The sequence below is a fragment of the Viscerimonas tarda genome, assembly GCF_054601255.1.
On record NZ_BAAHWV010000003.1, the window covers coordinates 107634 to 128733 of the forward strand.

Annotated in this window: 17 protein-coding genes; all 17 read left to right on the plus strand. The window is 46.4% G+C overall.

Annotated features, from left to right (window positions below; all coding sequences use genetic code 11):
* Positions 1-7: 7 nt before the first annotated feature.
* The 17 genes from ACYPWY_RS02155 (at position 8) to ACYPWY_RS02235 (ending at position 20963) form a co-directional block, all read left to right on the plus strand.
* Positions 8-937 (plus strand): NHL repeat-containing protein, encoded by a 930-nt coding sequence (locus tag ACYPWY_RS02155; RefSeq protein WP_459683786.1) that lies wholly within the window; start codon positions 8-10, stop codon positions 935-937.
* Positions 938-983: 46 nt separating this feature from the next.
* A complete protein-coding gene (locus ACYPWY_RS02160) occupies positions 984-1988 on the plus strand; it encodes a twin-arginine translocation signal domain-containing protein (RefSeq protein ID WP_459683787.1) in 1005 nt (334 codons plus the stop codon).
* A gap of 53 nt (positions 1989-2041) precedes the next feature.
* Positions 2042-2605 (plus strand): ferredoxin, encoded by a 564-nt coding sequence (locus ACYPWY_RS02165; protein WP_459683788.1) that lies wholly within the window; start codon positions 2042-2044, stop codon positions 2603-2605.
* A 147-nt stretch (positions 2606-2752) separates the two neighbouring features.
* Positions 2753-3973: an ATP-binding protein gene (locus ACYPWY_RS02170; protein ID WP_459683789.1), complete on the plus strand. Its 1221-nt coding sequence runs from the start codon at positions 2753-2755 to the stop codon at positions 3971-3973.
* A gap of 34 nt (positions 3974-4007) precedes the next feature.
* Positions 4008-5264: a 4Fe-4S binding protein gene (locus tag ACYPWY_RS02175; RefSeq protein WP_459683790.1), complete on the plus strand. Its 1257-nt coding sequence runs from the start codon at positions 4008-4010 to the stop codon at positions 5262-5264.
* 7 nt (positions 5265-5271) lie between these two features.
* Positions 5272-7029 carry an outer membrane protein assembly factor BamB family protein gene (locus tag ACYPWY_RS02180; RefSeq protein ID WP_459683791.1) on the plus strand — a complete coding sequence of 586 codons (1758 nt, stop codon included), beginning with the start codon at positions 5272-5274 and terminating at the stop codon, positions 7027-7029.
* Positions 7030-7033: 4 nt separating this feature from the next.
* Positions 7034-9472, plus strand: coding sequence for an NAD(P)H-dependent oxidoreductase subunit E (locus tag ACYPWY_RS02185; protein WP_459683792.1), 2439 nt, complete (start codon positions 7034-7036; stop codon positions 9470-9472).
* 7 nt (positions 9473-9479) lie between these two features.
* Positions 9480-9998, plus strand: a complete 519-nt coding sequence (locus ACYPWY_RS02190; RefSeq protein WP_459683793.1) for a DUF1016 N-terminal domain-containing protein — start codon at positions 9480-9482, stop codon at positions 9996-9998.
* A gap of 37 nt (positions 9999-10035) precedes the next feature.
* The gene (locus ACYPWY_RS02195; RefSeq protein ID WP_459683794.1) at positions 10036-10251 is read left to right on the plus strand and encodes a hypothetical protein; all 216 of its coding nucleotides are present in this window, start codon (positions 10036-10038) and stop codon (positions 10249-10251) included.
* Entirely contained in the window at positions 10208-10669 is a 462-nt protein-coding gene (locus ACYPWY_RS02200; RefSeq protein ID WP_459683795.1) for a GIY-YIG nuclease family protein, read from the plus strand. The genes ACYPWY_RS02195 and ACYPWY_RS02200 overlap by 44 nt, the downstream gene beginning before the upstream one ends.
* A gap of 49 nt (positions 10670-10718) precedes the next feature.
* Entirely contained in the window at positions 10719-11687 is a 969-nt protein-coding gene (locus ACYPWY_RS02205; protein WP_459683796.1) for a 2Fe-2S iron-sulfur cluster-binding protein, read from the plus strand.
* Positions 11688-11698: 11 nt separating this feature from the next.
* Positions 11699-12877: an outer membrane protein assembly factor BamB family protein gene (locus ACYPWY_RS02210; RefSeq protein WP_459683797.1), complete on the plus strand. Its 1179-nt coding sequence runs from the start codon at positions 11699-11701 to the stop codon at positions 12875-12877.
* Positions 12874-13542, plus strand: a complete 669-nt coding sequence (locus ACYPWY_RS02215; RefSeq protein WP_459683798.1) for an ABC transporter ATP-binding protein — start codon at positions 12874-12876, stop codon at positions 13540-13542. The genes ACYPWY_RS02210 and ACYPWY_RS02215 overlap by 4 nt, the downstream gene beginning before the upstream one ends.
* Complete coding sequence (locus tag ACYPWY_RS02220; protein WP_459683799.1) at positions 13539-16709, plus strand: FtsX-like permease family protein; 3171 nt, start codon at positions 13539-13541, stop codon at positions 16707-16709. Before ACYPWY_RS02215 ends, ACYPWY_RS02220 begins: the two co-directional genes overlap by 4 nt.
* The gene (locus ACYPWY_RS02225) at positions 16691-17977 is read left to right on the plus strand and encodes a glycosyltransferase family 4 protein (RefSeq protein WP_459683800.1); all 1287 of its coding nucleotides are present in this window, start codon (positions 16691-16693) and stop codon (positions 17975-17977) included. Before ACYPWY_RS02220 ends, ACYPWY_RS02225 begins: the two co-directional genes overlap by 19 nt.
* Before the next feature lie 181 nt (positions 17978-18158).
* On the plus strand, positions 18159-20501 hold the full coding sequence (locus ACYPWY_RS02230; protein WP_459683801.1) for a TonB-dependent receptor: 2343 nt from the start codon (positions 18159-18161) through the stop codon (positions 20499-20501).
* 57 nt (positions 20502-20558) lie between these two features.
* The gene (locus ACYPWY_RS02235; protein WP_459683802.1) at positions 20559-20963 is read left to right on the plus strand and encodes a hypothetical protein; all 405 of its coding nucleotides are present in this window, start codon (positions 20559-20561) and stop codon (positions 20961-20963) included.
* Positions 20964-21100: the final 137 nt, after the last annotated feature.

Here is a 21100-nt window from a genome sequence, read left to right on the forward strand (position 1 = left end):
ATTTAAAATGAAAAAAGAATTTCGCATACTGGTAAATGTCATTATTCTGGCGATTGTGTCCGGTTTTGTGTGGTATATTTTCTCCACGCTGAACAGGGATGAGACCTCCTATGCGGAAGCGGAAGCCGAACAGGAAACAGCTGTCAGCCCGTATTCAAAAGTGGCTTCGTTTGATGTTTCGGGAAAAATAAGCCGCTTCGATTTATCGGAGGATAAGCTGTATGTTGCAACGGACGATTCGGTACTGGTTCTCAGTTTATCGGGGCAATACCTCGGTGGTTTTGCGACAGGAAAAAATGATATACGCGACATTTCGGTAACGGACGACCGGATTTACCTGTTGTTCCCCACCCAAATTGAAGTAGTTACATTAAACGGTCAACCAATCAACTCTTGGGAGGCGTGTAGCGATAATTCAAATTATTATTCGTTTACGGTGGCTTCCGGTTTTGTGTTTGTTACCGATGCCGAGAACAAAAACATTTGCCAATATACAACAGACGGCAATTTCCGGAAATTTATTTCGAGTCCGATGGATTTTATAGTGCCCAGCTTTTCGTTCGATATTGAAAACTTCAACGATACGGTTTACTGCGTGAATCCGGGCAGGCAACAAATCGAAAGCTACACGCTTGCCGGCGATTTCGTCGCTTCGTTCGGACAACCGGGCAGTCAGCCGGGCGCTTTCGTAGGCTGTTGCAATCCGGCCTACATCGCCTTCTCGCCCGAAGGAGACATTATTACCTCGGAAAAAGGAAATCCGAGGGTCAGTCGCTACGGAAAAGAAGGTCGGTTCAAAGAACTTTTGCTGAACAGGAAACAGCTTGGTGGCGGAACAGCCGCTTATGAAATAAAAATAGAAGGCGACACAATTTATGTTGCCGGAAACAAAACGATAACTAAGTTAGCCCCCCCGCCCCCCGTAGGGGGGATTTAAAAGCCTGCCCTACGGGGAGGTTGGAGGGGCTAAAAAAAATAGAATTATGGAAGAGAATAAAAATTCGTTATCACGGAGAAAATTTCTGCGTACTTGTGGCTCTATTGTAGCTGCCGGAACCGTAGTTGGTGTATCGGGCGTATTACTGAAAAAATCGCAGTCGGAATCACAGGCTCTCTCGTCCGGCGATCTTCGTCCGGCGGAGCAGGGCGCGTTTACTTCTCCTTACCGGCAAATCGCTACCTTTGCTACGCCCGGAGTTGTGGAGGGTTTTGAATTGTACAACGACCAATTGTACGTTGCGGCATCAAACATTGTTTCGGTATTCGACCATTACGGCAAGTTGCTTCAGCGTTTTTCTTCCGGCGAAACTATCCGCGATATGGCCGTCAACGATAACGGCATTTACATATTATATACCACAAAAATCAAGGTATTTTCTCATGCCGGAGAATTGTTGCGCGAATGGGAAGCTTGCAGCGAACTTTCGGGGTATTGCTCCCTGGCTTTGGCCGAAGAGTTTGTATTTGTTACCGATGTGCTGAATAAAAATATCTGCAAATATACGAAAGAAGGCAGTTTTGTGCAGTTCATCAACAGTCCGAACGGATTTGTTATTCCAAGCTATACCTTCCCCATTGAGTATGTCGATGGAGTGTTGTATTGTGCCAACTCGGGCAGGCACCAGGTCGAAAGCTATACCTTGGACGGGAAATACCTCGGCACATTTGGCAAAGCGGGAGGCGATCCGGGCTTGTTCACCGGCTGTTGCAACCCCGTTTACCTGACCTGTACGGCTAATGGCGAGATTATTACATCCGAAAAAGGCGATCCGCGAATCAGCTGCTACGGAAGCGATGGAACCTTCCGAAACATATTGATCGACAGCAAATCGCTCGGAGGCGGTAATTCGGCGTATGATGTGAAAGTACAAAAAGATAAAATTTTTATTGCCGGAAAAAGCAAAGTTTCCGTTTTCCGCTACGACGAATTGTTGGCGGCAAACGACGGCTGTCCGGGCTGCGGAATCGATTGTCCGTTGAAAGTTTAAAATTTAAAAGCCTCCCCTACGGGGAGGTTGGAGGGGCTAAAAAATAGAAAAGTATGGGAGAAAATAAAAATCCGGTTACGCGCAGGAGATTTCTGCGAATTTGTGGCTCTGTGGTAGCAGGGACGGCTGTTGTTTCGGTGGCAGGCTTGATGGCGAAAAAGGCTTTGTCGGGAGAGCCAGGTTATTTTTGGCAGATAGACCCCAGCAAATGTACCTATTGTGGCCGGTGCGAAACGGATTGCGTGCTTCCCGTTTCGGCGGTGAAGTGCATCCATGCCAACAAGGTTTGCGGTTATTGCGATTTGTGTGGCGGCTACTACCGCGCCAACGTAAAAGACCTGAATACGGCTGCCGAAAATCTGCGCTGCCCCACCGGCGCCATCGCCCGTAAGTTTGTGGAAGACCCCTATTTTGAATATACAATAGATGAGGATTTGTGTACCGGCTGCGCCAAATGCGCCAAAGGATGCAATTCGTTCGGAAACGGTTCGCTATACATGCAAGTGAAGCAGGAACTCTGCAAAAACTGCAACGAATGTAAAATAGCAAAAGTTTGCCCCGCAGGAGCCATACAACGGGTTCCGGTGGAGAAGGCCTATTTGTTGAAAGATGGATGAAAAAATGGATTTGCGGAGAATAGACGGCTTATTTTCCGCAAAATATGCGGAGAATAATTTGTTGCTAAAATAAATTTTACAAAAAGTTTCTATTATAACAGAATAAAGTCGTATTTTTGACAAAGTTTCTATTATAACAGAATAAAAATGAATATTACGGAATATTTTAAAAGAGAAAAATACATTAACAAGATAAGACCTTTTATCGGGAAAAATATTATCAAGGTTCTTACCGGTCAGCGACGGGTAGGCAAAAGTTATATTTTGTACCAGTTGATGGACGAAATTAAGGCGCTGAATCCTGAAGCGAATATAATTTATATCAATTGTGAATTGGATGAATTTAGAGAAATTAAAACAACCAAAGAGTTGTACGGTTATGTAGAGAGTTATTTAGTGGAAAATAGCGCTCTTAACTGTTTGTTTATTGATGAGATACAGGAGATTTCGGATTTTCAGCATACGTTGAGAAGCCTGCTTGCCGAACGAAAATGTGATATTTATTGTACAGGCAGTAACGCCAATCTTCTGTCGGGAGAGTTAGCTACTTTTTTATCAGGTAGATACATTGAAATAAATGTTCATTCGCTCAGTTATCGTGAGTTTTTGGAATTTCATCAACTTGAAAATGGACAGGATGCATTGGAAAAATACCTCACTTATGGCGGATTACCTTTTCTAATCAATTTAGAATTGTCAAAGGATCAGGCATTTGAATACTTACGGAATGTTTATTCTACGATATTACTGAAAGATGTAGTGGCAAGAGAGAATATACGGAATGTGTCATTTCTCGAAAATCTGGTCTCTTATCTTGCTGATAATGTGGGGAGTTTATTCTCGGCCTTAAACATCAGTAAATACTTGAAAGCGCAACGTATAGAGAGGACGCCTCAAGTGATTATCAATTATCTGAAAGCGCTGACGAATGCTTTTTTTGTCCACAAAGTGCTGCGTGCCGATGTGCGAGGTTTTAAGATATTTGAAATAGGGGAAAAATATTATTTTGAAGACCTTGGACTGCGAAATGTGATTGGAGGCTTCAATGCGGCAAAAGATATTCATAAACTCATGGAAAATGCGGTTTATCTTCATTTACTTCAATGTGGTTATAAAGTGTATGTGGGTAAATTGGACAATAAGGAAATTGATTTCGTGGCAGAGAATAATGGTCAAAGATTGTATGTTCAGGTTTCGTTAACGGTGGTGAGTGAGGATACTTGGAAACGAGAATTTGATAATCTGATACTTATCAGTGATAACTATCCGAAGTATGTAGTTACCCTGAATGATCTGCTTATTGGTACTGATTATAAAGGTATTCGATGCATCAATTTGGCGGATTTTCTATATACGGATTTTGAATAAAGAAACTATATTAATGCATCAAAAATAGTGTAATATGCAGAAACTTTTTTCCATACTTTCCCTGCTCCTTTTTTCGGTAGCCGCACAGGCGCAACGGTTTCCCAAGCCGGATTTTGAATCGGGTTATCAGTATCCCGAACTGCGTTACACGGTGCCGAACGAAACGTTTTGGGTGATAGTCGATTTAATTTTGCTAGTCGCCCTGATGAGCATTGTGGCGTATGCTGTTATCCGAAAAAAGACGCGCAAACCGGTCTTTTGGGTGTCGGTTATTTCGGTGGCTTATTTTGGCTTTTTTCGCAGCGGATGTGTTTGTAGCATCGGTTCTGTTCAGAATGTAGCTCTGGCTTTGGTCGATAATTCCTACACTATTCCGTTGGTGGCGCTGCTCTTTTTTATCTTGCCCATTATTTTCACTTTCCTTTTCGGGCGGGTGTTTTGTGCCGGCGTATGTCCGCTGGGCGCCATGCAGGAAATAGTCAATATCAAGAATTACCGCATATCTAAATCCTTGGCGGCAGTTTTGGGCATTATCCCCTGGGTTTACCTGATTTTTGCCATACTATATGCCGTTACGCGCAGCAGTTTTATTATCTGTCGTTTCGACCCTTTTGTCGGTATATTTCGCTTGGGTGGCGACATCGGGCTTATCCTGTTTGGCGTAGCGCTGCTCATCGCTTCGGTTTTCACGGGGCGACCCTTCTGCCGGTTCATTTGTCCTTATGGCGCCTTGTTGAGCTTCTTTTCCCGCGTATCTATCTGGAAAATGAAGATGACCCCGAACTGTATCAATTGCGAACTCTGCCACAATGCCTGTCCGGTTGACGCCATTCTGCCCATTTACGAAAACAAGGTGAAGGAAACCCGTTTGCAAGGCGTGAAAAGAATCGTGCTTTACTTGATTGTGCTGCCGCTGATATGCATCACCGGCGCGTTGATACTGCGGACAATGAGCGATTCGTTGAGTACCGCTCACCGGGACGTGCGGCTGTACGAACAGGTTATGCAAAACGAACAGGAACCGCAAAACCTCCTGTCGCCCGACTTGGAAGCCTTTTACGGACAGGGAGGAACAGTAGAAGAAATTACAGAACGAGCCACCGAAATCCAAGCCGGTTTCAAAACATATTCAACCATAGTCGGTGGATTGATTGGCCTGGTCATTGGGCTTACTTTGATTGGTTTATCGGTAAAACGCTCGCGAAAAACATACGAGATAGACGATGCTAAATGTGTGAATTGCGCCAAATGTTTTAGCTATTGTCCACAGAATAAGAAATATACAAATTAAAATAATAATGAAAAGGAAGATTATACGCAACATTGCAATTGTATCGGCAATCTTTATTGTCTCTTTTACAATTATGCTGATAACGAATTATTTTCAGGTGAAAGGCGTCAATCCGCTTCAAACGGAAGTGGTGGAAACCTTGAAACAAATCAATGACGAAAATGCCAACAACCTGGAGTTGCAGGAGCAGATACGCCAGTTAGATCTCTTGGCGCGCAGGGCTTATTTTGTGCGCATGGATCATTTAATGACAGGCGTTTACATCCTGATAGCCATGTTGGTGGCGCTTGTGGTGTCGTTGCAGCTCTATTTTGCCGATACCAAAAATATTCCCGACAAAGAAATTGACCCGATAGATGATTGGGCAATTAAAACGAATGCCCGCAAGTATGTGAATTGGGTAGCCGGAGGATTGGTGGTGGCATCGCTGGTATTTGTCCTACTCACAGCGCCTTATCTTGAGGGAGACGCGACTGCCGACTCAACCGAACTGCTCGCCGATGCTACTCAACCCGAAACAGGAGAGATCCCCGTAACCGATACAGTAGCGGAAATAACTCCGGCAGAGGTGGATACGACGGCGACCGATACGACTGCTGTGGAAGAAGAAATCTCAAAAGTAACTTACAATGGATTTCGGGGGAATAACTCCAATGGTCTATCTACGGCCAAAGCTGTTCCCACCAAATGGAATCTGAGTACGGGCGAAAATATTGCATGGCAAAGCAAAATTCCCCGGCAAGGCTACAATTCTCCGGTGATAAACGGTAACAAGGTGTTTATCAGCGGCGCCGACGATCAAGCGCGCGAGTTGTATTGCTACCACCTGAATACGGGCGAGCAGCTTTGGAAATTGGCGGCGACCAATATCACGGGTTCGCCTGCCCAAATGCCCAAGACTACCAACGATACGGGTCTTGCCGCATCGACTGTGGCCACGAATGGGAAACAGGTTTGCGCCGTCTTTGCCTCGGGCGATTTGATTTGCGCCGACATGGACGGTAACCGGCTTTGGGCGAAAAACCTCGGTGTTCCTCAAAATCATTATGGATACGCTTCATCCTTGCTGGTGTTTGGCAGTTCGCTGATTGTGCAATACGACAATAGCAACGGCCCCAAGGTGGTGGCTTTGGATATGGCGACAGGCAAAGAACGCTGGAGCAAAAGCCGGACAGACAAAATCACCTGGAGTTCGCCAATCATTGCCTATATCAACCAAAAGCCGCAACTCATCCTGATGGGCAATCCGAGCATCACCTCATACAATCCGAACAATGGCGAACAGTATTGGCGCGTGGAAGGATTGAGCGGCGAAGTGGCTTCCAGTCCTTGCAGTTCGGCGGGTGTTGTATTCGGCGCAAGCGAGTACGCCTCGTTGATTGCCGTGGATGGAACCACCGGCGAAACCTTGTGGGAAGCCAGCGATTTCCTGCCGGAAGTATCATCGCCGGTTGCCACAAAAGACAATGTTTATCTGGCCACAAGTTACGGCGTTCTGGCTTGTTACGATGCCAAAACCGGAACCCTGAAACAATCGCACGAACTGAATACCGAATTTTACTCCTCGCCGGTCATTGCCGAAGGGAAATTATATGTTTTCAGCAACGACGGCAAGATGCATATTTATACGGCGAATAGCGATTTCAAATTAATCAATTCGTTTGCCACCGGCCAGAAAACATTTGCCACACCGGCATTTACCGACGGTAAAATTGTGGTGAGAACAGAGAGCAGTATTTATTGCGTAGCATTAAAAAAGTCGTAAATCCATGGCATGTAATTGCGAAAATACCCCGGCAGAAACCGTTCAGTCCTTGATTGAACGAACCGATGCCATTATTGATAGAGTGGGGAAGAAGCGTTCTACTATCATCCCCTTGTTGCAGGCATTGCAAACGGAGTTCAACTATCTGCCCTACGATGCTATTGAGCGGGTGTATGAACGTACCGAAATCGACCGTGCACAGTTGATTAGCGTTTCCACCTTCTATTCTCAGTTCAGGCATGTACCCTTGGGCAAACACCTGATAAAGGTTTGTACCGGAACGGCTTGCCACGTGAAAGGCGCGAGCAATGTGTATGATGCATTTATCCGCCATCTGCAAATAGAAGACGGAGGCACAACTACCGCCGATAAACTGTTTTCGGTCGAAAAAATCGCCTGTCTGGGGTGTTGTACACTGGCGCCTGTGGTGCAAGTAGATGAAAAAATTTACGGACACGTAATGCCGGGCCGGGTGAATGAAGTGATTGACGACTTTTTGGAACTGCAACAGGAAAAAGAGAAAGAAGAAACTCAACACGCTCAAAAACGGATTGTTGGAGAAGTGCGTTTGGGAATGGGTTCGTGCTGTATGGCAAGCGGTTCGGCAGATATTTACAGCGAACTGAAAACGGCTTCTTCGCAGTTGGGAATTGATATTACCATCAAGTCTGTTGGCTGCGTGGGCGTATGCAACAAGGTGCCCCTGATAGATGTGGTAGGCGCCGACAACAGCATTACCCGTTATCCGAATGTGAAAGCTATTGAAATAAAGGAAATACTGCATCACCATTTTAAACCGGCAGGTCAGTTAAAACGCCTGAAAAACACTATTTTGGGGAATATCGACACCTTTCATACCGATATTACCTGGGACAATGTGGTTTGGAAATCGGAAAACGAACGTACCGGTATCATCAACAGTTTTCTCTATAATCAGAAACACATATCAACCGAAGGCTGCGGAATACTAACCCCTTTGAATATAGACGAATACTGCACGCATGGCGGGTTCGAAGCCTTAAAAAAAGTCCTTGCCGAACCGCGCGAAAAGGCCATAGAAACGGTACTGAAAAGCGGTTTACGCGGAAGGGGTGGGGGCGGATTCCTTACCGGAAAGAAATGGGAGATTGTGGCTGCTAACAACAAGCCCCCTAAATCCCCCGAAGGGGGACTTTTGAGCCTCCCCCACGGGGAGGTTGGAGGGGCCTATGTGATTTGCAACGGCGATGAGGGCGACCCGGGCGCATTTATGGATAGAATGATGCTCGAATCGTATCCTTTCCGCATCATCGAGGGGATGCTTATTGCCGCTTATGCCGTAGGAGCGGGTAAAGGAATTTTCTACATCCGCGCCGAATATCCCCTGGCGGTTGTGCGCATCAAAAAAGCCATAGAAATATGCAAGGAACGGGGATTGATTGGTCAGCACATTGCAGGCAGCAATTTTTCGTTGGATGTTACTGTTTTCGAGGGTGCAGGCGCATTTGTCTGCGGAGAAGAAACCGCCCTCATTGCATCCATTGAAGGCGATCGCGGTTTTCCCAAACAACGCCCGCCTTATCCTGCCGTGAAGGGATTGAATGGCTTGCCTACGCTGGTGAACAATGTGGAAACGCTCAGTCAGGTTTCGTATATTGTGCGTCATGGAGCGGAAAATTACAGCCGTGTGGGGACGGAAAAAAGCAAAGGCACCAAGGTTTTTGCCCTTGCCGGAAAAATTAATCACGGCGGACTGATAGAAGTGCCGATGGGCATCACGCTCAATCAGATTATCAACGATATTGGCGGTGGCGTGGAAGGCGGCCAGAAGCTCAAGGCCGTTCAAATTGGAGGGCCTTCGGGCGGATGTATTCCGGCAGAATTATGCGATATACGGGTGGACTTTGACGCCTTCAACCAACTGGGCGCCATGATGGGCTCGGGCGGTTTGGTGGTGTTGAGCGAAAGCGACTGCATGGTTGACGTAGCCCGTTATTTTTTGAGCTTCACCTGCGACCAATCCTGCGGCAAATGCACGTTCTGCCGGGTAGGTACGCGGCGGATGCTCGATTTGCTGAATAAAATATGCAGCGGAAAAGCCTCGATGGAAGACATCAACTTGTTGGAAGAATTGGCGATAAGCATCAAAAATTCCTCCCTCTGCGCCTTAGGAAAAACAGCCCCCAATCCGGTGCTGACCACCCTGAAATACTTCCGCCACGAATACGAAGAACACGTGAATGGCATCTGCAAAACAGGCGCCTGCAAAGACATGGTAAACTACGAAGTAACGACCGACTGCATCGGCTGCACGAAATGCGCCAAAGCCTGTCCGGTAGATGCCATACCCTACACCCCATATCAGGTACATACCATTGATGTGGATAAATGTGTGCTGTGCGGGCTGTGTATTGAGGAGTGTAGTTATGATGCGATACGGAAGGTGGGGAAGATTGAAAAATGAATAAGAAATGGGAAAGTTGACAAAAAATAATTTTCAGCAATTAGTCGAAAAAATAAGCGACATACACCTTGCAATGCAGCGCGGAGCAGCTTGTGCTGTGAACCAGTATCTTTCTGTGAGAAATTGGCTGTTTGGCTATTATATTGTTGAATTTGAACAAAATGGAGAGGACCGTGCAAAATATGGCGAGAAACTGATTGATGAACTGTCGAAATCGCTTAAAGAGAAAGGAATTAAATCGACAAATGCAACATACTTGAGGTTGTACAGAACTTTTTATTTGACCTATCCGCAAATTCAACCGACAGTATCGGTTATATTGCAAACGGTAGATTTACCGCATGAAATACCATTGCCAATTCAACAGACAGTGTCTGTTGAATTGGCATATTCCGAGATTTACGAAAAAGATTTGCCACCCGAACTCTTGCTTTCGCGGCTGTCGTTTTCGCATTTTATCGAATTGTTCCAGAGGAGGTGCAAGATGAGATACTGGGGTGAAATTAAAATTAATAGTATAGTATAGTATAAATCGTCTCAATAGAGGCACAAATAAAGAAGATATGAATATATTACTTATTTTTGACGAAAAATTTGAAGTTGATGGAAGTAATTTATGTAACTTTTTTAATACACATACAACCTATCTAAAATTTGAGATAGATAAAAGTATAAGACTAAATTCTTTAGTAGTAACAAAACCAAATTCTTTTGATTTTGTTTCAGAACAAATTAATGAACAAAAAAATAATTTTGATAAAAAATCCATTTACAGATAAATACAATCTTGAATATTGCATTTATTACGAAGAAATACCGTGTTTAGATTTGGCAATAAAGCGAGAAAAAGAGTTGAAAGGTTGGAATCGAGCAAAAAAAGAAGCCTTGATAAACAAGAAAAATCCCGGTTGGAAAGCGCTGGTTACTGAAAACGGATTTGTTAGAGATTCCTCCCCCTCTCCCCAAAATAACGAGTGTCATTCCGAGCGTAGTGAGGTATCTTCAGAAAAATGTTTGCGCGTTACGGATGAGATTCTTCGCTACGCTCAGAATGACGTGGTGGACAATAATAATGTGAGAGAAGAAGGTGGCGGCTCTGCCGCCACCTTCCTCTCCCCCTCTCCCCAAAATGATGAGTGTCATTCCGAACGTAGTGAGGAATCTTCCCAAAGACGCACTATTTTTAGTAATTTATAATAGAACGGAGAGGAATGACGGGTCTAATAATAAATAAGACGAAACAATTATGAAAATACAAATAAATAAAAAAGAAGTAGAAGCCTTCCCCGGCGAAACTTTGATTGAAGTTGCTCGCCGTGAGGGATTTCTCATTCCGTCCTTGTGCTATGCCAAGGAGGCGAAGCACAAGTCTTCGTGTATGGTTTGCGCTGTCAGGAATTGTGAGACGGGGCAGATTATGCCGTCCTGTACTACCTTGCCCACGGAAGGAATGCAAATTGACAGCGAAAGCCCCGAAGTGAAACAGAGCCGCACCCTCTCGCTCGAACTGCTGTTGAGCGACCACCGTGCCGATTGCGAGGCGCCCTGTTCGATAGTTTGCCCGAAAGGATTGGATGTTGAGTTGGTGTTAAAATATTACGATGCAGAACGTTATGGCGAAGCAAAATCCCTGTTGGCAAGTGTGTTTTCGCTTCCCGAAATTGGCTGTGATGATTGCAAGGCGCCCTGCGAAAAAGCCTGTCGCCGTGGTACACTCGACAAATCCGTATCCATTCGCACCATCATAAAGGAAATAGCAACGGCAGAAAGCCCGGAAAGTTCGGAGCATTCAAATTCTCAACTCTCAATTCTCAATTCTCCATTCCAATCGAAGTTGGGACGCTTCACGGCTATGGAAAAAGAGCAGCTGAAAGCAACGACTACCACCCGTTCGCGTTGTCTGCACTGCGCCTGCACTGCTCAGCACGATTGCAAATTGCGCCTATATGCTTCGGAATCAGGCGTCAAGCGTTCGCGATATACGGTTTCATCGGCTTTGCCACTCGAAAAAATACAGATAAACGACAATCTCTACTTTGAACCTGCCAAGTGTATCCGCTGCGGTTTGTGCGTGTATAACAGCGATAACGGCTTCACGTTCAAAGACCGCGGCTTTGTTATGCAGGTGGTATTGCCCGAAGAAAACAAGAAAAATATAAAAGCCGGATTGGCGGAATTATGCCCGACAGGAGCAATATACCTGAACCACGATTAATCTTGATAATTATGAAAATCTTAATAAAATCTTGGTTCATACTTTTTATTTTTGTGGGATGTAGCAACACCTCCCCCGATAAAGAGCGGGATGCGGAAAGCTGGCCTCTATTCCGTGGCGATGCGCAGTTTAGCGGATACACCGATGTGGAAATTGCTGAACATCCGGCTTTGCTGTGGACTTACAAAAGCGAATCGAGAACGGCTTCTTCTCCGGTGGTGTATAAAAAAACCGCCTATTGGTGCGATAAACGCGGACAGATTTATGGCGTGGACATCAACGGAAAACGCTGTTTCAGTTACGATTTCGGTACAGCAGTGGAGGCGACGCCCATGATTGACGATTCAATCCTCTACATAGGTCGCATTGACGGACTGATGAGCGCCCTTTCGTTAGCAAGGCAGGATACGGTTTGGAATTTTGAGACTTTCGGACAAATATCCGCATCACCCAATATCGGGGCTTTCAAAGGCAGACAGGCGGTGATTTTTGGGAGTTACGATAATTTCCTCTATTGCTTGGACAAAAAAACGGGCGCTGAAATCGACCGCTTTGAATCGGGATATTACATCAACGGCGCCGTTGCGCTTTGGAAAGATTGTTTTATATCGGGAGGTTGCGATGCCTGGCTGCGAATCATAGACGGCGGAGCGGGCATTTCGTCCGATTCCCTGCAACTGGATACCTATATTCCGGCATCGCCTGCTATCAATGGCGATTATTGTTACATTGCCGACCATTCGGGAAATATTTACGAAATCATCCTCAAGGAAGGAAAAATCGCTCAGTCAAAAAAAATAGTGGCAGCGAAGGACGATAGCGGAACATTTGTCTCGGTTCCTGCCTTATCCGCCCAAACGCTTTACATTCTTTCCGATGACCGGAATTTGTACGCCATCAACCGACAGGACGGCAGCATCCGCTGGAAATACCTGCAAAAGGGCGATTCCGGCGAAAGTTCACCGCTGGTATGTAGCGACAAAGTCATCTCCTGTACCAAAAACGGCTTCGTTTCGCTGCTGGATGCCGAATCGGGCGAATTGTTGTGGGAATATGATACGGGCGAACAAATAACGGCAAGCCCGGCAGTCATCAAGGGCTATTTTTATATATTGACCGTAAAAGGAACTTTGTTTTGTTTTAGCCCCCCTACGGGGGGCGGAGGGGCTTTTAATTTAAAAATTATATGATTCGATTATCAGGAATTACGAAAACTTTCCCCGATGGGGAGAATAAGCAGAACCCCGTTTTGCGTGGCGTGGAGATGATTGTGCCCAAGGGTGATTTTGTCGCTATCGAAGGCGCTTCGGGATCGGGCAAGACGACTTTGCTTTCTATTTTGGGGACGCTCACGCAACCCGATGCGGGAAGTTATTTGCTGGACGGTCAGGAAATCCTGACTGCCGGTGTTGACCATTCGGCTGTACGCAACAAGCATATTGGTTTTGTGTTTCAAGACCACCGCCTGATGCCCCAGTTTTGTGTGCTGGACAATATTTTGTTGCCGACTTTGGCGTACAGTTCCAAGGCGAGCGTTGAGCAAACGGAATATGCCCGCCGGTTGATGGAAATGACGGGGATTGCCTCGCTTGCTTACCAGTATCCATCGACCCTTTCGGGCGGAGAAGCCAGCCGTACGGCCTTATGTCGTGCGCTCGTTATGAAGCCCTTATTGCTTCTGGCGGATGAACCTACCGGGCAGTTGGATGCCGAAAATGCAAAAAACATCGCCTCGCTACTGACAAAAATCAACACCGAACTCGGCACAACCATCGTTATGGTTACGCATTCGGACGAAACGGCAGCGGTGGCAAAAAGAATACTGACGTTGAAAGACGGGAAAATAAAACAATGAATTTAACAAAAACAAATATAACTTTCTACATCCGCTATTACAAGCTGATAGCTCTTGCTGTTTTGATAATGGTTGCCGTTATTGTGGGCAGTCTGGTGGTGGGCGACTCGGTGCGTTCGACTTTGGTGCAGCGGGTGCACGAACGATTGGGAAATACAGAGACCATCCTGTTTTCCAAAAATTCCTTTTTGGAAAGTTCGGTTGTCGATGATCCTTTGTTTGAAGGGCAGGGGCATGGCGTTTTGTTAAGCAACGGATTCATTTCCAATGTCGGACAGTTAATTCCGGTGATGGTATGGGGCGTGGATGACAAGGATATTCCGAAAGGCGGCGCAAAAATTAATCAGACTTTGGCGGAGGAATTGAAGTTCAAAGTTCAAGGTTCAAAGTTCGAGGTTGGGGAGTCTGAGATTGTTTTGCGTCTGCCTGCTACGGGTTTGGCGCCTTCCGGTTCGTTGTTTGTAACCGACAATTATACAAGCAGTGCGCGACTGGCCTTGGCCGGAGTTGTGGATGCGGCAAACGGCGGAAACCTGAACCTGAAAAACGAACAAATCGTTCCCTACAATATTTTCGTCAATCGAACGGAACTGGCTTCTATTCTCGAAATCGAAAACAAAATCAACCTGATTTTATGTGAAAAACCGGTTTCATACGCCGATTTTTCCAAGATATGGACACCGGCCTTGTCGGGATTGAACGAGAACAGGTACGCCGGATTTACCGAAATCACTTCCGACCGGGTTTTTATTCAGGGCGATGTCGTACAGACTTTGTGCAGCAATCATCCCAATGCCAACCGCCTGTTTTCTTATTTGGTTAACTCAATCGGTAAAGACGGGGCGCTCCCCGTCTCCACAATTCCCTATTCGTTTGTTACTGCCGCCGACCAATACAAAGGACGGGCGTTGCGGAACGATGAATTTATCTTTTCGGATTATGCCGCCAACCGTATTGGAGCGAAGCTAGACGATTCTATTTGCATAACTTATTATGTATCAAAAGATTTAAAAACGCTTTCGGTCGATACGCTTTACGGTCGCGTGGGACAGATTGTTCCCCTGAGCGAATTAGCTGTCGATAAAACCTTGAGCGCTGACTTCCCCGGACTTTCGGATGTGGAAAAATGTACCGACTGGGATAGCGACCTGCCCATTGATATGAGCCTGATTACCAAGGAAGACGAGGACTATTGGACGCAATACCGCACCACGCCCAAAATCCTGATTCCGTACAGCGCTGTTTATGAAAAGTGGGGCAATGCCTACGGTAATGCCACGGCCATCCGTTTCCCATCGGCATCTCCGGTAATAGCATCCCCCGAATTGGAACCGGCTATGTTTGGCATCCAACTTATTCAACCCAAGGAGATGGGCTTGAATGCTGCCCGCAACGGGGTTGATTTTTCCTCCCTTTTTCTCTCGCTGGGCTTTTTTATCATACTCTCGGCCATTTTGCTGATGCTTGTCCCTCTTTCGGAAATGCTTTATGTGCGGCGCAACGAAATCGCCCTTTTCTCGGCCTTGGGCTACTCAAAAAAACGCATTGTCGGCATCCTTTGGCGCGAATCGGCTCCAGTCGTAGTCATCGCTTCGCTGCTGGGAATTGTTGCCGGATTATTATATACATGGCTGATACTGACGCTGTTGGGAAGTCTTTGGAAAGGGGCGACCCACACCGGCGGCTTTACTCTCTTTCCCAGCCTGAGCGTTGTTCTGGCCGGATTTGTTGCAGGTCTGGCCATCTCCTTGGTTTTGCTTTGGAGGAGTTTAAGTTCAAAGTTCAAAAAGCCCCTCCAACCTCCCCGCAGGGGAGGCTTCAAAGTCCCCCTACGGGGGATTAGGGGGCTTTCCACACTGGCAACCCTGTTCTGCATTTTTTTGGCTGCAACCAATACAGCTAGCCTTTTTGTTGTTTCCGGATTTCTGTTAATCGTAACAGCTGCTTGTTGGGGCGATTATATTATTCAGATTAAGGGTAAGCCTAGCCCACTAATCCCCCGTAGGGGGACTTTTAGAGCCTCCCCTGCGGGGAGGTTGGAAGGGCTCTCCTGGTCAAACTTATACGCCAACCGCAAGCGGACGCTTTTGTCCTTTTTCACGTTGACGGCAGGCGTGTTTATCGTCTTCTCCGTAGGACTGAATCGCCGGGGATTTGCCGATAGTTCGCAGTTGACAAGCGGTACGGGCGGTTATTCGCTGTGGTGCGAGAGTAGCGTCCCTGTTTATCACAACATGGCGACAGAAGCCGGACGGGAAAAGCTGGCTTTGAGCGATTTGCCGGAAGATACGCGCGTCATTCAGATGACCCGTTACAGCGCCGATGACGCCAGTTGCCTGAACCTGAATAAGGTGTCGCAACCCACCGTTTTGGGCGTGGATATGAATTTGCTGAAAACGGCTGATTTTGAGATTGAAAAGCATATTTATTCCGGCGAAAAACCGGTATTTGATGCCTTACAAACCGGCACGGACTCCGTCTATCCGGTTCTGATTGACGAAACGGTGTTGATGTGGGGGCTGATGATGAATCTGGGCGATACAATCTCTTACGAAAGCGGCGCCGGAAAGCGGGTTTACCTGCAATTGGCCGGTATGCTCAAGAACTCTGTTTTTCAGGGTAATGTGCTTATGGACAAGCAATTGTTTTCCGAAATATGGGGCGAAATCACGGGGAGTGAAATTGCGCTGGTAAAAATCAACGAGACGGAAACGGAGGAAACCAAAAAGCTTTTGTCGCAGGCATTGAACGAATACGGCGTGAAGGTAACGACTACCGCTCAACGCCTGAAAGAATTTAACAGCGTTACAGATGCCTACCTGAATATTTTCCTGACCCTGGGCGGACTTGGTTTGCTGCTGGGAATCATGGGCTTTATCATCGTCATACGCAAAGACCTCTCTTCGAGGACGGAGCAGATTGCGCTCTACCGCTCCTTGGGTTTTACCGATGACAGGATAAGCAAAATACTTGTTTCCGAGAATAGATTAGTACCTTTGTCCGCGGTTGTAGTGGGAGTTGTTAGCTCGCTGCTGGGAGTGAGCGGCGGCTTCGCGAATGTGGGCCTGTGGGTGTGGCTGTCCTCTTTTGTGCTGTCCTTGTTTTTAATTGTATGCATTGTTGTATTCATTCATAAATCAGTTCGATTATGTTTGTCGAAAAATTAAAGGTATTATTTATTGTCCCCGGTTCCGGCGACCCGTTTTATTGTGGTAATTGCTTTCGCGATAACCTGCAGGCCAATGCCCTACGCAAGGCCGGACACGATGTTATTATCATGCCCCTCTACCTGCCCCTGAAGGACAATTCTTTTTTGGCCGATACGCCCTTGTTTTTTCCGGCCACCTCGCTCTATCTGTCGCAAAAATACTTCCGCAACAAGTCTATGCCTCACTGGATGGAGAAGATTCTCAATTCGGATTTCTCGCTCAATATGGCGGCTTCGTTTTCGGGGACGACCTCGGCTGAGGGATTGGAGGATATGACCCTTTCGATGATAAAGGGCGATGACCAGGTTTTTCTCCGTCAGGTTCATTCCCTTATTCATTGGATGAAAGAGCACGAAATGCCGGATATTATTCACCTTTCGAGTAACCTGCTTATAGGTATTGCCAAAGCCATAAAGCAAGAAATTGATATACCCATCGTTTGCTCTCTTCAGGACGAAGAAGTATGGATAGATACCCTGCGAAAGGAAGATGCGGAAGCGGCCTGGAAAGGGATTGGCGAAAACACCGGTTACATAGACCACTTTGTTACCTCAAGCCATTTCTATAAACAGATTATAACGCAACGCTTTCCGCAAATAAACAATATAGCAGTCATTTATCCGGGGCTGGAAACGGAGAAATACGCTTCGGAACACTATCCGGTAGAGCCTGTTATCGGCTTCTTTTATCGCATGAACGAAATAAACGGGCTGAACTTGTTAGTTGATGCTTTTGTCAAGCTCAAGAAGGAGAATCGGGTAAGCGGCCTCAAACTGAGGATTGGCGGCGGATACACTTCGGCGGATAAAAAATTCCTGAAAAAAATGTACCGGATTCTGGCGCCTTACGGGGAGGATGTGCATTGGTGCGATACCTACAAGCTGAAAGACCATACTACTTTCTACAAGGAAATAACGGCTATTTGTGTTCCGATAACCTTTCAGGAAAGTGTTGGACTGTATCTTTGCGAAGCTTTTGCAGCAGGTCGTCCGGCTATTGAACCGGCGACCGGTTCATTTCCCGAAATAGTGGGCGATTCGGGTACTTTATACGCGCCCAACACATCGGATGCGCTTGCCAATGCCATCGAAAAGCTGCTGACGACCGATGGGCTGTGGGAACAATGTCGCAAAAACGCGCTGAATTTGTCGCAAACCCGCTACAACGAAAGCATACAAGCCACAGAGTTGTACCGTGTGTACAAGCCCTTGAAGGATAACCATTAAAGGATGAATGGGGCTAAATTGAACCAGAGGTTGTAGCCATGTTGATACATATACGACTCTTATTTGCTTTAACCATTAATCATTATTTCGCGTTCATTTCCTGTTTTTTCGTTTTAATAAGCGAAAATAGACCTGTTTTTTATTTATTAATTACATTTGCGTTTCAATCGAAAATTGTGATATGAAACGCATTATTAGTTTCTTACTGTTTGCTCTTGCTTTTATCGAAGCATCCGCCCAAATACAAGCAGATAGTGTTGTTCTTGAGGAGGTTACCGTTACCGCTCAGTTGCGCGAACAACGGGCCTTGGATATTCCCATAACCTTGTCAATCCTGAGTGCGAAAACCTTGGAGAATACCGCTACACGCAATCTGGAACAACTTTCGGCCCTCGTTCCCGGATTAAATATACGCATTCAAACGCCTCACCGTCCCAGCTTCGTTATTCGTGGCGTTACGAGCGATGAGGTGAACCTTACCGACCAACCGCGCGTATCGGTCTATTACAATCAGGTACCTGCAAGCCGTTCGAGTATGGCTATTACCGAACTCTATGATTTAGACCGTGTTGAAGTACTCAAAGGCCCGCAGGGAACTTTGTTCGGACGGGGCGCTTACCTCGGCGCCATTAACTTTATTACCCAAAAGCCCGTGGCCGGTTTTGGCGGCTATGTGTCTGCCGGACTGGGTAGTTACAACATGCGCGAACTGCAAGGAGCCATCAATATTCCTGTTCTGGAGAATAAATTATTGCTTCGTGCCGCAGGTATTTACAGCTATCAGGACGGTTATGTGAAAAACCTTTCGGGAGGCGACAATCTCAATGGTAAGAACACTTTTGGCGGACGTTTTTCGGCAAGCTATATGCCCATTCAGGACTTGAAAATAGATTTGCTGGTCAATTATCAGAAAGACGATAACCCCGGAACGGCGTTTATGAGTAAGCGTTATCCCAATTCAAAGGGCAAGAAGAATATTTTCAGCTACGAGGCATCGCTCGACCCGGGCCAAACCTGGTTTAACAAGCGCGATGTCCTGCTTTCGTCTCTCAACATAAAATACAATCTGAGCGAAAACAGTTACCTGACTTCCATTACTTCTATCGTGAAAAATGATGTTGACCATCATTACGATGGCGACGGCACGGTTGCTCCGGCATTGGACATGTCCGAAATGTATGATATGAAGCAGTTTACAGAGGAGGTTCGCTACAATTTTTCGGTGAATGATAAATTCAGCGGACTGCTCGGAACAAGTTACTGGCGCGAGAGCGGCGATTATTCCTGGGGATTCGACCCCGATGAACGCTATGCCGTATTTCCGGTGATGAATATCGTGAAAGGCTATTTCCCCGGTTTTTTATCGGGCATATTTCCTCAGTTGTTTTTGCCGCTGATAGCTGCCGACGGTACGCCCAACCGTTTGGAACTGTTTCCCGGCATGTTTTCGGGTAGCGCTGCGGATGTGCCTTTGCCCTCCGGCCACCACGAGCAGATTAATAACGGCGCAACCAGTCAGGCGGTTGACTTTTTTGCCGATGCCAGTTACCAACTTACGCCACAGTTGAGCTTCACCGCAGGTTTGCGCGCCACTTACGAATCGTTTGAGGCCACGCGAAATGTGAGCAACAACGGCATACCTTCTACTTTGGGAGCGCTGATGCAAATGTCGCCTAATTTGTTCAGCGCACCTATCGAATTTCCCGACATCAGCAATGCTGCATGGGCGTTTAGCTATCGCGCCGGACTGAAATACGACATCAGGCCAGGGAAAAACGTTTATTTCACTTATTCCAGAGGTCATCGACCGGCAGTGTTGCAATACAATAATGATGCAACTACCGCAAATCCGGCAAAAAAAGAAGTGCTCAATGCCGAAGGCGTACACAGTTTCGATGCCGGTTTCAAATGGTCGGCGCAGCATCGCTATTGGTTGGATGCCGGTGTGTTTTATCAAAAATACAACGATTTTCAAACAGCGCGCCTGGACAATACCACCATGCACTATGTAACCGATGATGCAGGCAAGGCCACTTCCTACGGCGCGGAACTAACGGCCAAAGTGGCCTTGTGGCACAACCTGGATGTGTTTGGCAATTACGCCTACATTCACGCCCGTTTCGACGATACGGACGCCGACGGCAACCCGCAAGAATATGCCGGAAAAACTTTCCGCCTCACGCCCGAACACAGTTTTGATATTGGCTTTACTGCCAAGCGCCATTTTAATAAGGATACTCAGCTTACGCTTACGCCCACCTACTCGTGGAAAAGCCATGTGTGGTTCGAGGACTCCAACGATATGCAGATGCCGGGTCTTGATCAAGATGCCTACGGTCTGCTCAACGCTAATGTGGCCTTGCACCTAGCTAAATACCGGCTTACGCTATCGGCTTTTGCCAGCAATCTTTTGGGCGAAAAATACGTTATCGGGGCAGGAAACACCGGCTTGATATTTGGGGCGCCGACCTTTGTACCCGGCGCGCCACGCATGTTTGGCGGACAAATGAAATTTAATTTTTAATTTATATAATTTAATTTTTTAGACACAATGAAAAAATCATTTTTGAAATTTGCTCTTATGAGCATTTTTGCAGTATTGGCGCTGGTTGCCTGCGATAAAGACGACAAGGATAAAGACGAAAGCGGAACAGGTGGACAAACAGCTACGCAGGCACAAAAGGACGCATTGGCATTCTTGACATGTTCGTATGCTGCATATACCTCATTTCCGGATGAACAGTCTGCGGAATATCAACAAGCAATAGGAGTATGTTTGCAAAGTAATTTGACTATCGGCAGCCTCAGCTTTGGCGCAGATGGCAAGCCAAACAATACTTACACCACAGAATTGTTTGCCGCTGTAACCGAAACTGTTAATGCCATGTATCAGGGGCAGACAGCGGAAGCAAAAGCACAGAGTATTGCAGGCATTCATTATATGATTCTTTCTTTCTATCAAAGTCTGCAAAGCGCTCAGAAATAAGTTAGGGGGAGGTTTGTCGGGGCTATCTCTGAGATTGTCATTGCGGGCTCCGACCCGCAATCTCCTAACAAATGCACAATCTTTGGACTTTTGTCAGAAGATCCCGTGTCAAGCAAGGGATGACAGATTTTTTAGAT

What these genes read in the sequence shown, in the direction of transcription:
- ACYPWY_RS02170 (WP_459683789.1), top strand. Translation starts at nt 2,753, where the DNA reads ATGAATATTACGGAATATTTTAAAAGAGAAAAATACATTAACAAGATA.
- ACYPWY_RS02190 (WP_459683793.1), top strand. Translation starts at nt 9,480, where the DNA reads ATGGGAAAGTTGACAAAAAATAATTTTCAGCAATTAGTCGAAAAAATA.
- ACYPWY_RS02220 (WP_459683799.1), top strand. Translation starts at nt 13,539, where the DNA reads ATGAATTTAACAAAAACAAATATAACTTTCTACATCCGCTATTACAAG.
- ACYPWY_RS02180 (WP_459683791.1), top strand. Translation starts at nt 5,272, where the DNA reads ATGAAAAGGAAGATTATACGCAACATTGCAATTGTATCGGCAATCTTT.
- ACYPWY_RS02225 (WP_459683800.1), top strand. Translation starts at nt 16,691, where the DNA reads ATGTTTGTCGAAAAATTAAAGGTATTATTTATTGTCCCCGGTTCCGGC.
- ACYPWY_RS02200 (WP_459683795.1), top strand. Translation starts at nt 10,208, where the DNA reads ATGAACAAAAAAATAATTTTGATAAAAAATCCATTTACAGATAAATAC.
- ACYPWY_RS02165 (WP_459683788.1), top strand. Translation starts at nt 2,042, where the DNA reads ATGGGAGAAAATAAAAATCCGGTTACGCGCAGGAGATTTCTGCGAATT.
- ACYPWY_RS02160 (WP_459683787.1), top strand. Translation starts at nt 984, where the DNA reads ATGGAAGAGAATAAAAATTCGTTATCACGGAGAAAATTTCTGCGTACT.
- ACYPWY_RS02195 (WP_459683794.1), top strand. Translation starts at nt 10,036, where the DNA reads ATGAATATATTACTTATTTTTGACGAAAAATTTGAAGTTGATGGAAGT.
- ACYPWY_RS02210 (WP_459683797.1), top strand. Translation starts at nt 11,699, where the DNA reads ATGAAAATCTTAATAAAATCTTGGTTCATACTTTTTATTTTTGTGGGA.
- ACYPWY_RS02235 (WP_459683802.1), top strand. Translation starts at nt 20,559, where the DNA reads ATGAGCATTTTTGCAGTATTGGCGCTGGTTGCCTGCGATAAAGACGAC.
- ACYPWY_RS02230 (WP_459683801.1), top strand. Translation starts at nt 18,159, where the DNA reads ATGAAACGCATTATTAGTTTCTTACTGTTTGCTCTTGCTTTTATCGAA.
- ACYPWY_RS02185 (WP_459683792.1), top strand. Translation starts at nt 7,034, where the DNA reads ATGGCATGTAATTGCGAAAATACCCCGGCAGAAACCGTTCAGTCCTTG.
- ACYPWY_RS02215 (WP_459683798.1), top strand. Translation starts at nt 12,874, where the DNA reads ATGATTCGATTATCAGGAATTACGAAAACTTTCCCCGATGGGGAGAAT.
- ACYPWY_RS02175 (WP_459683790.1), top strand. Translation starts at nt 4,008, where the DNA reads ATGCAGAAACTTTTTTCCATACTTTCCCTGCTCCTTTTTTCGGTAGCC.
- ACYPWY_RS02155 (WP_459683786.1), top strand. Translation starts at nt 8, where the DNA reads ATGAAAAAAGAATTTCGCATACTGGTAAATGTCATTATTCTGGCGATT.
- ACYPWY_RS02205 (WP_459683796.1), top strand. Translation starts at nt 10,719, where the DNA reads ATGAAAATACAAATAAATAAAAAAGAAGTAGAAGCCTTCCCCGGCGAA.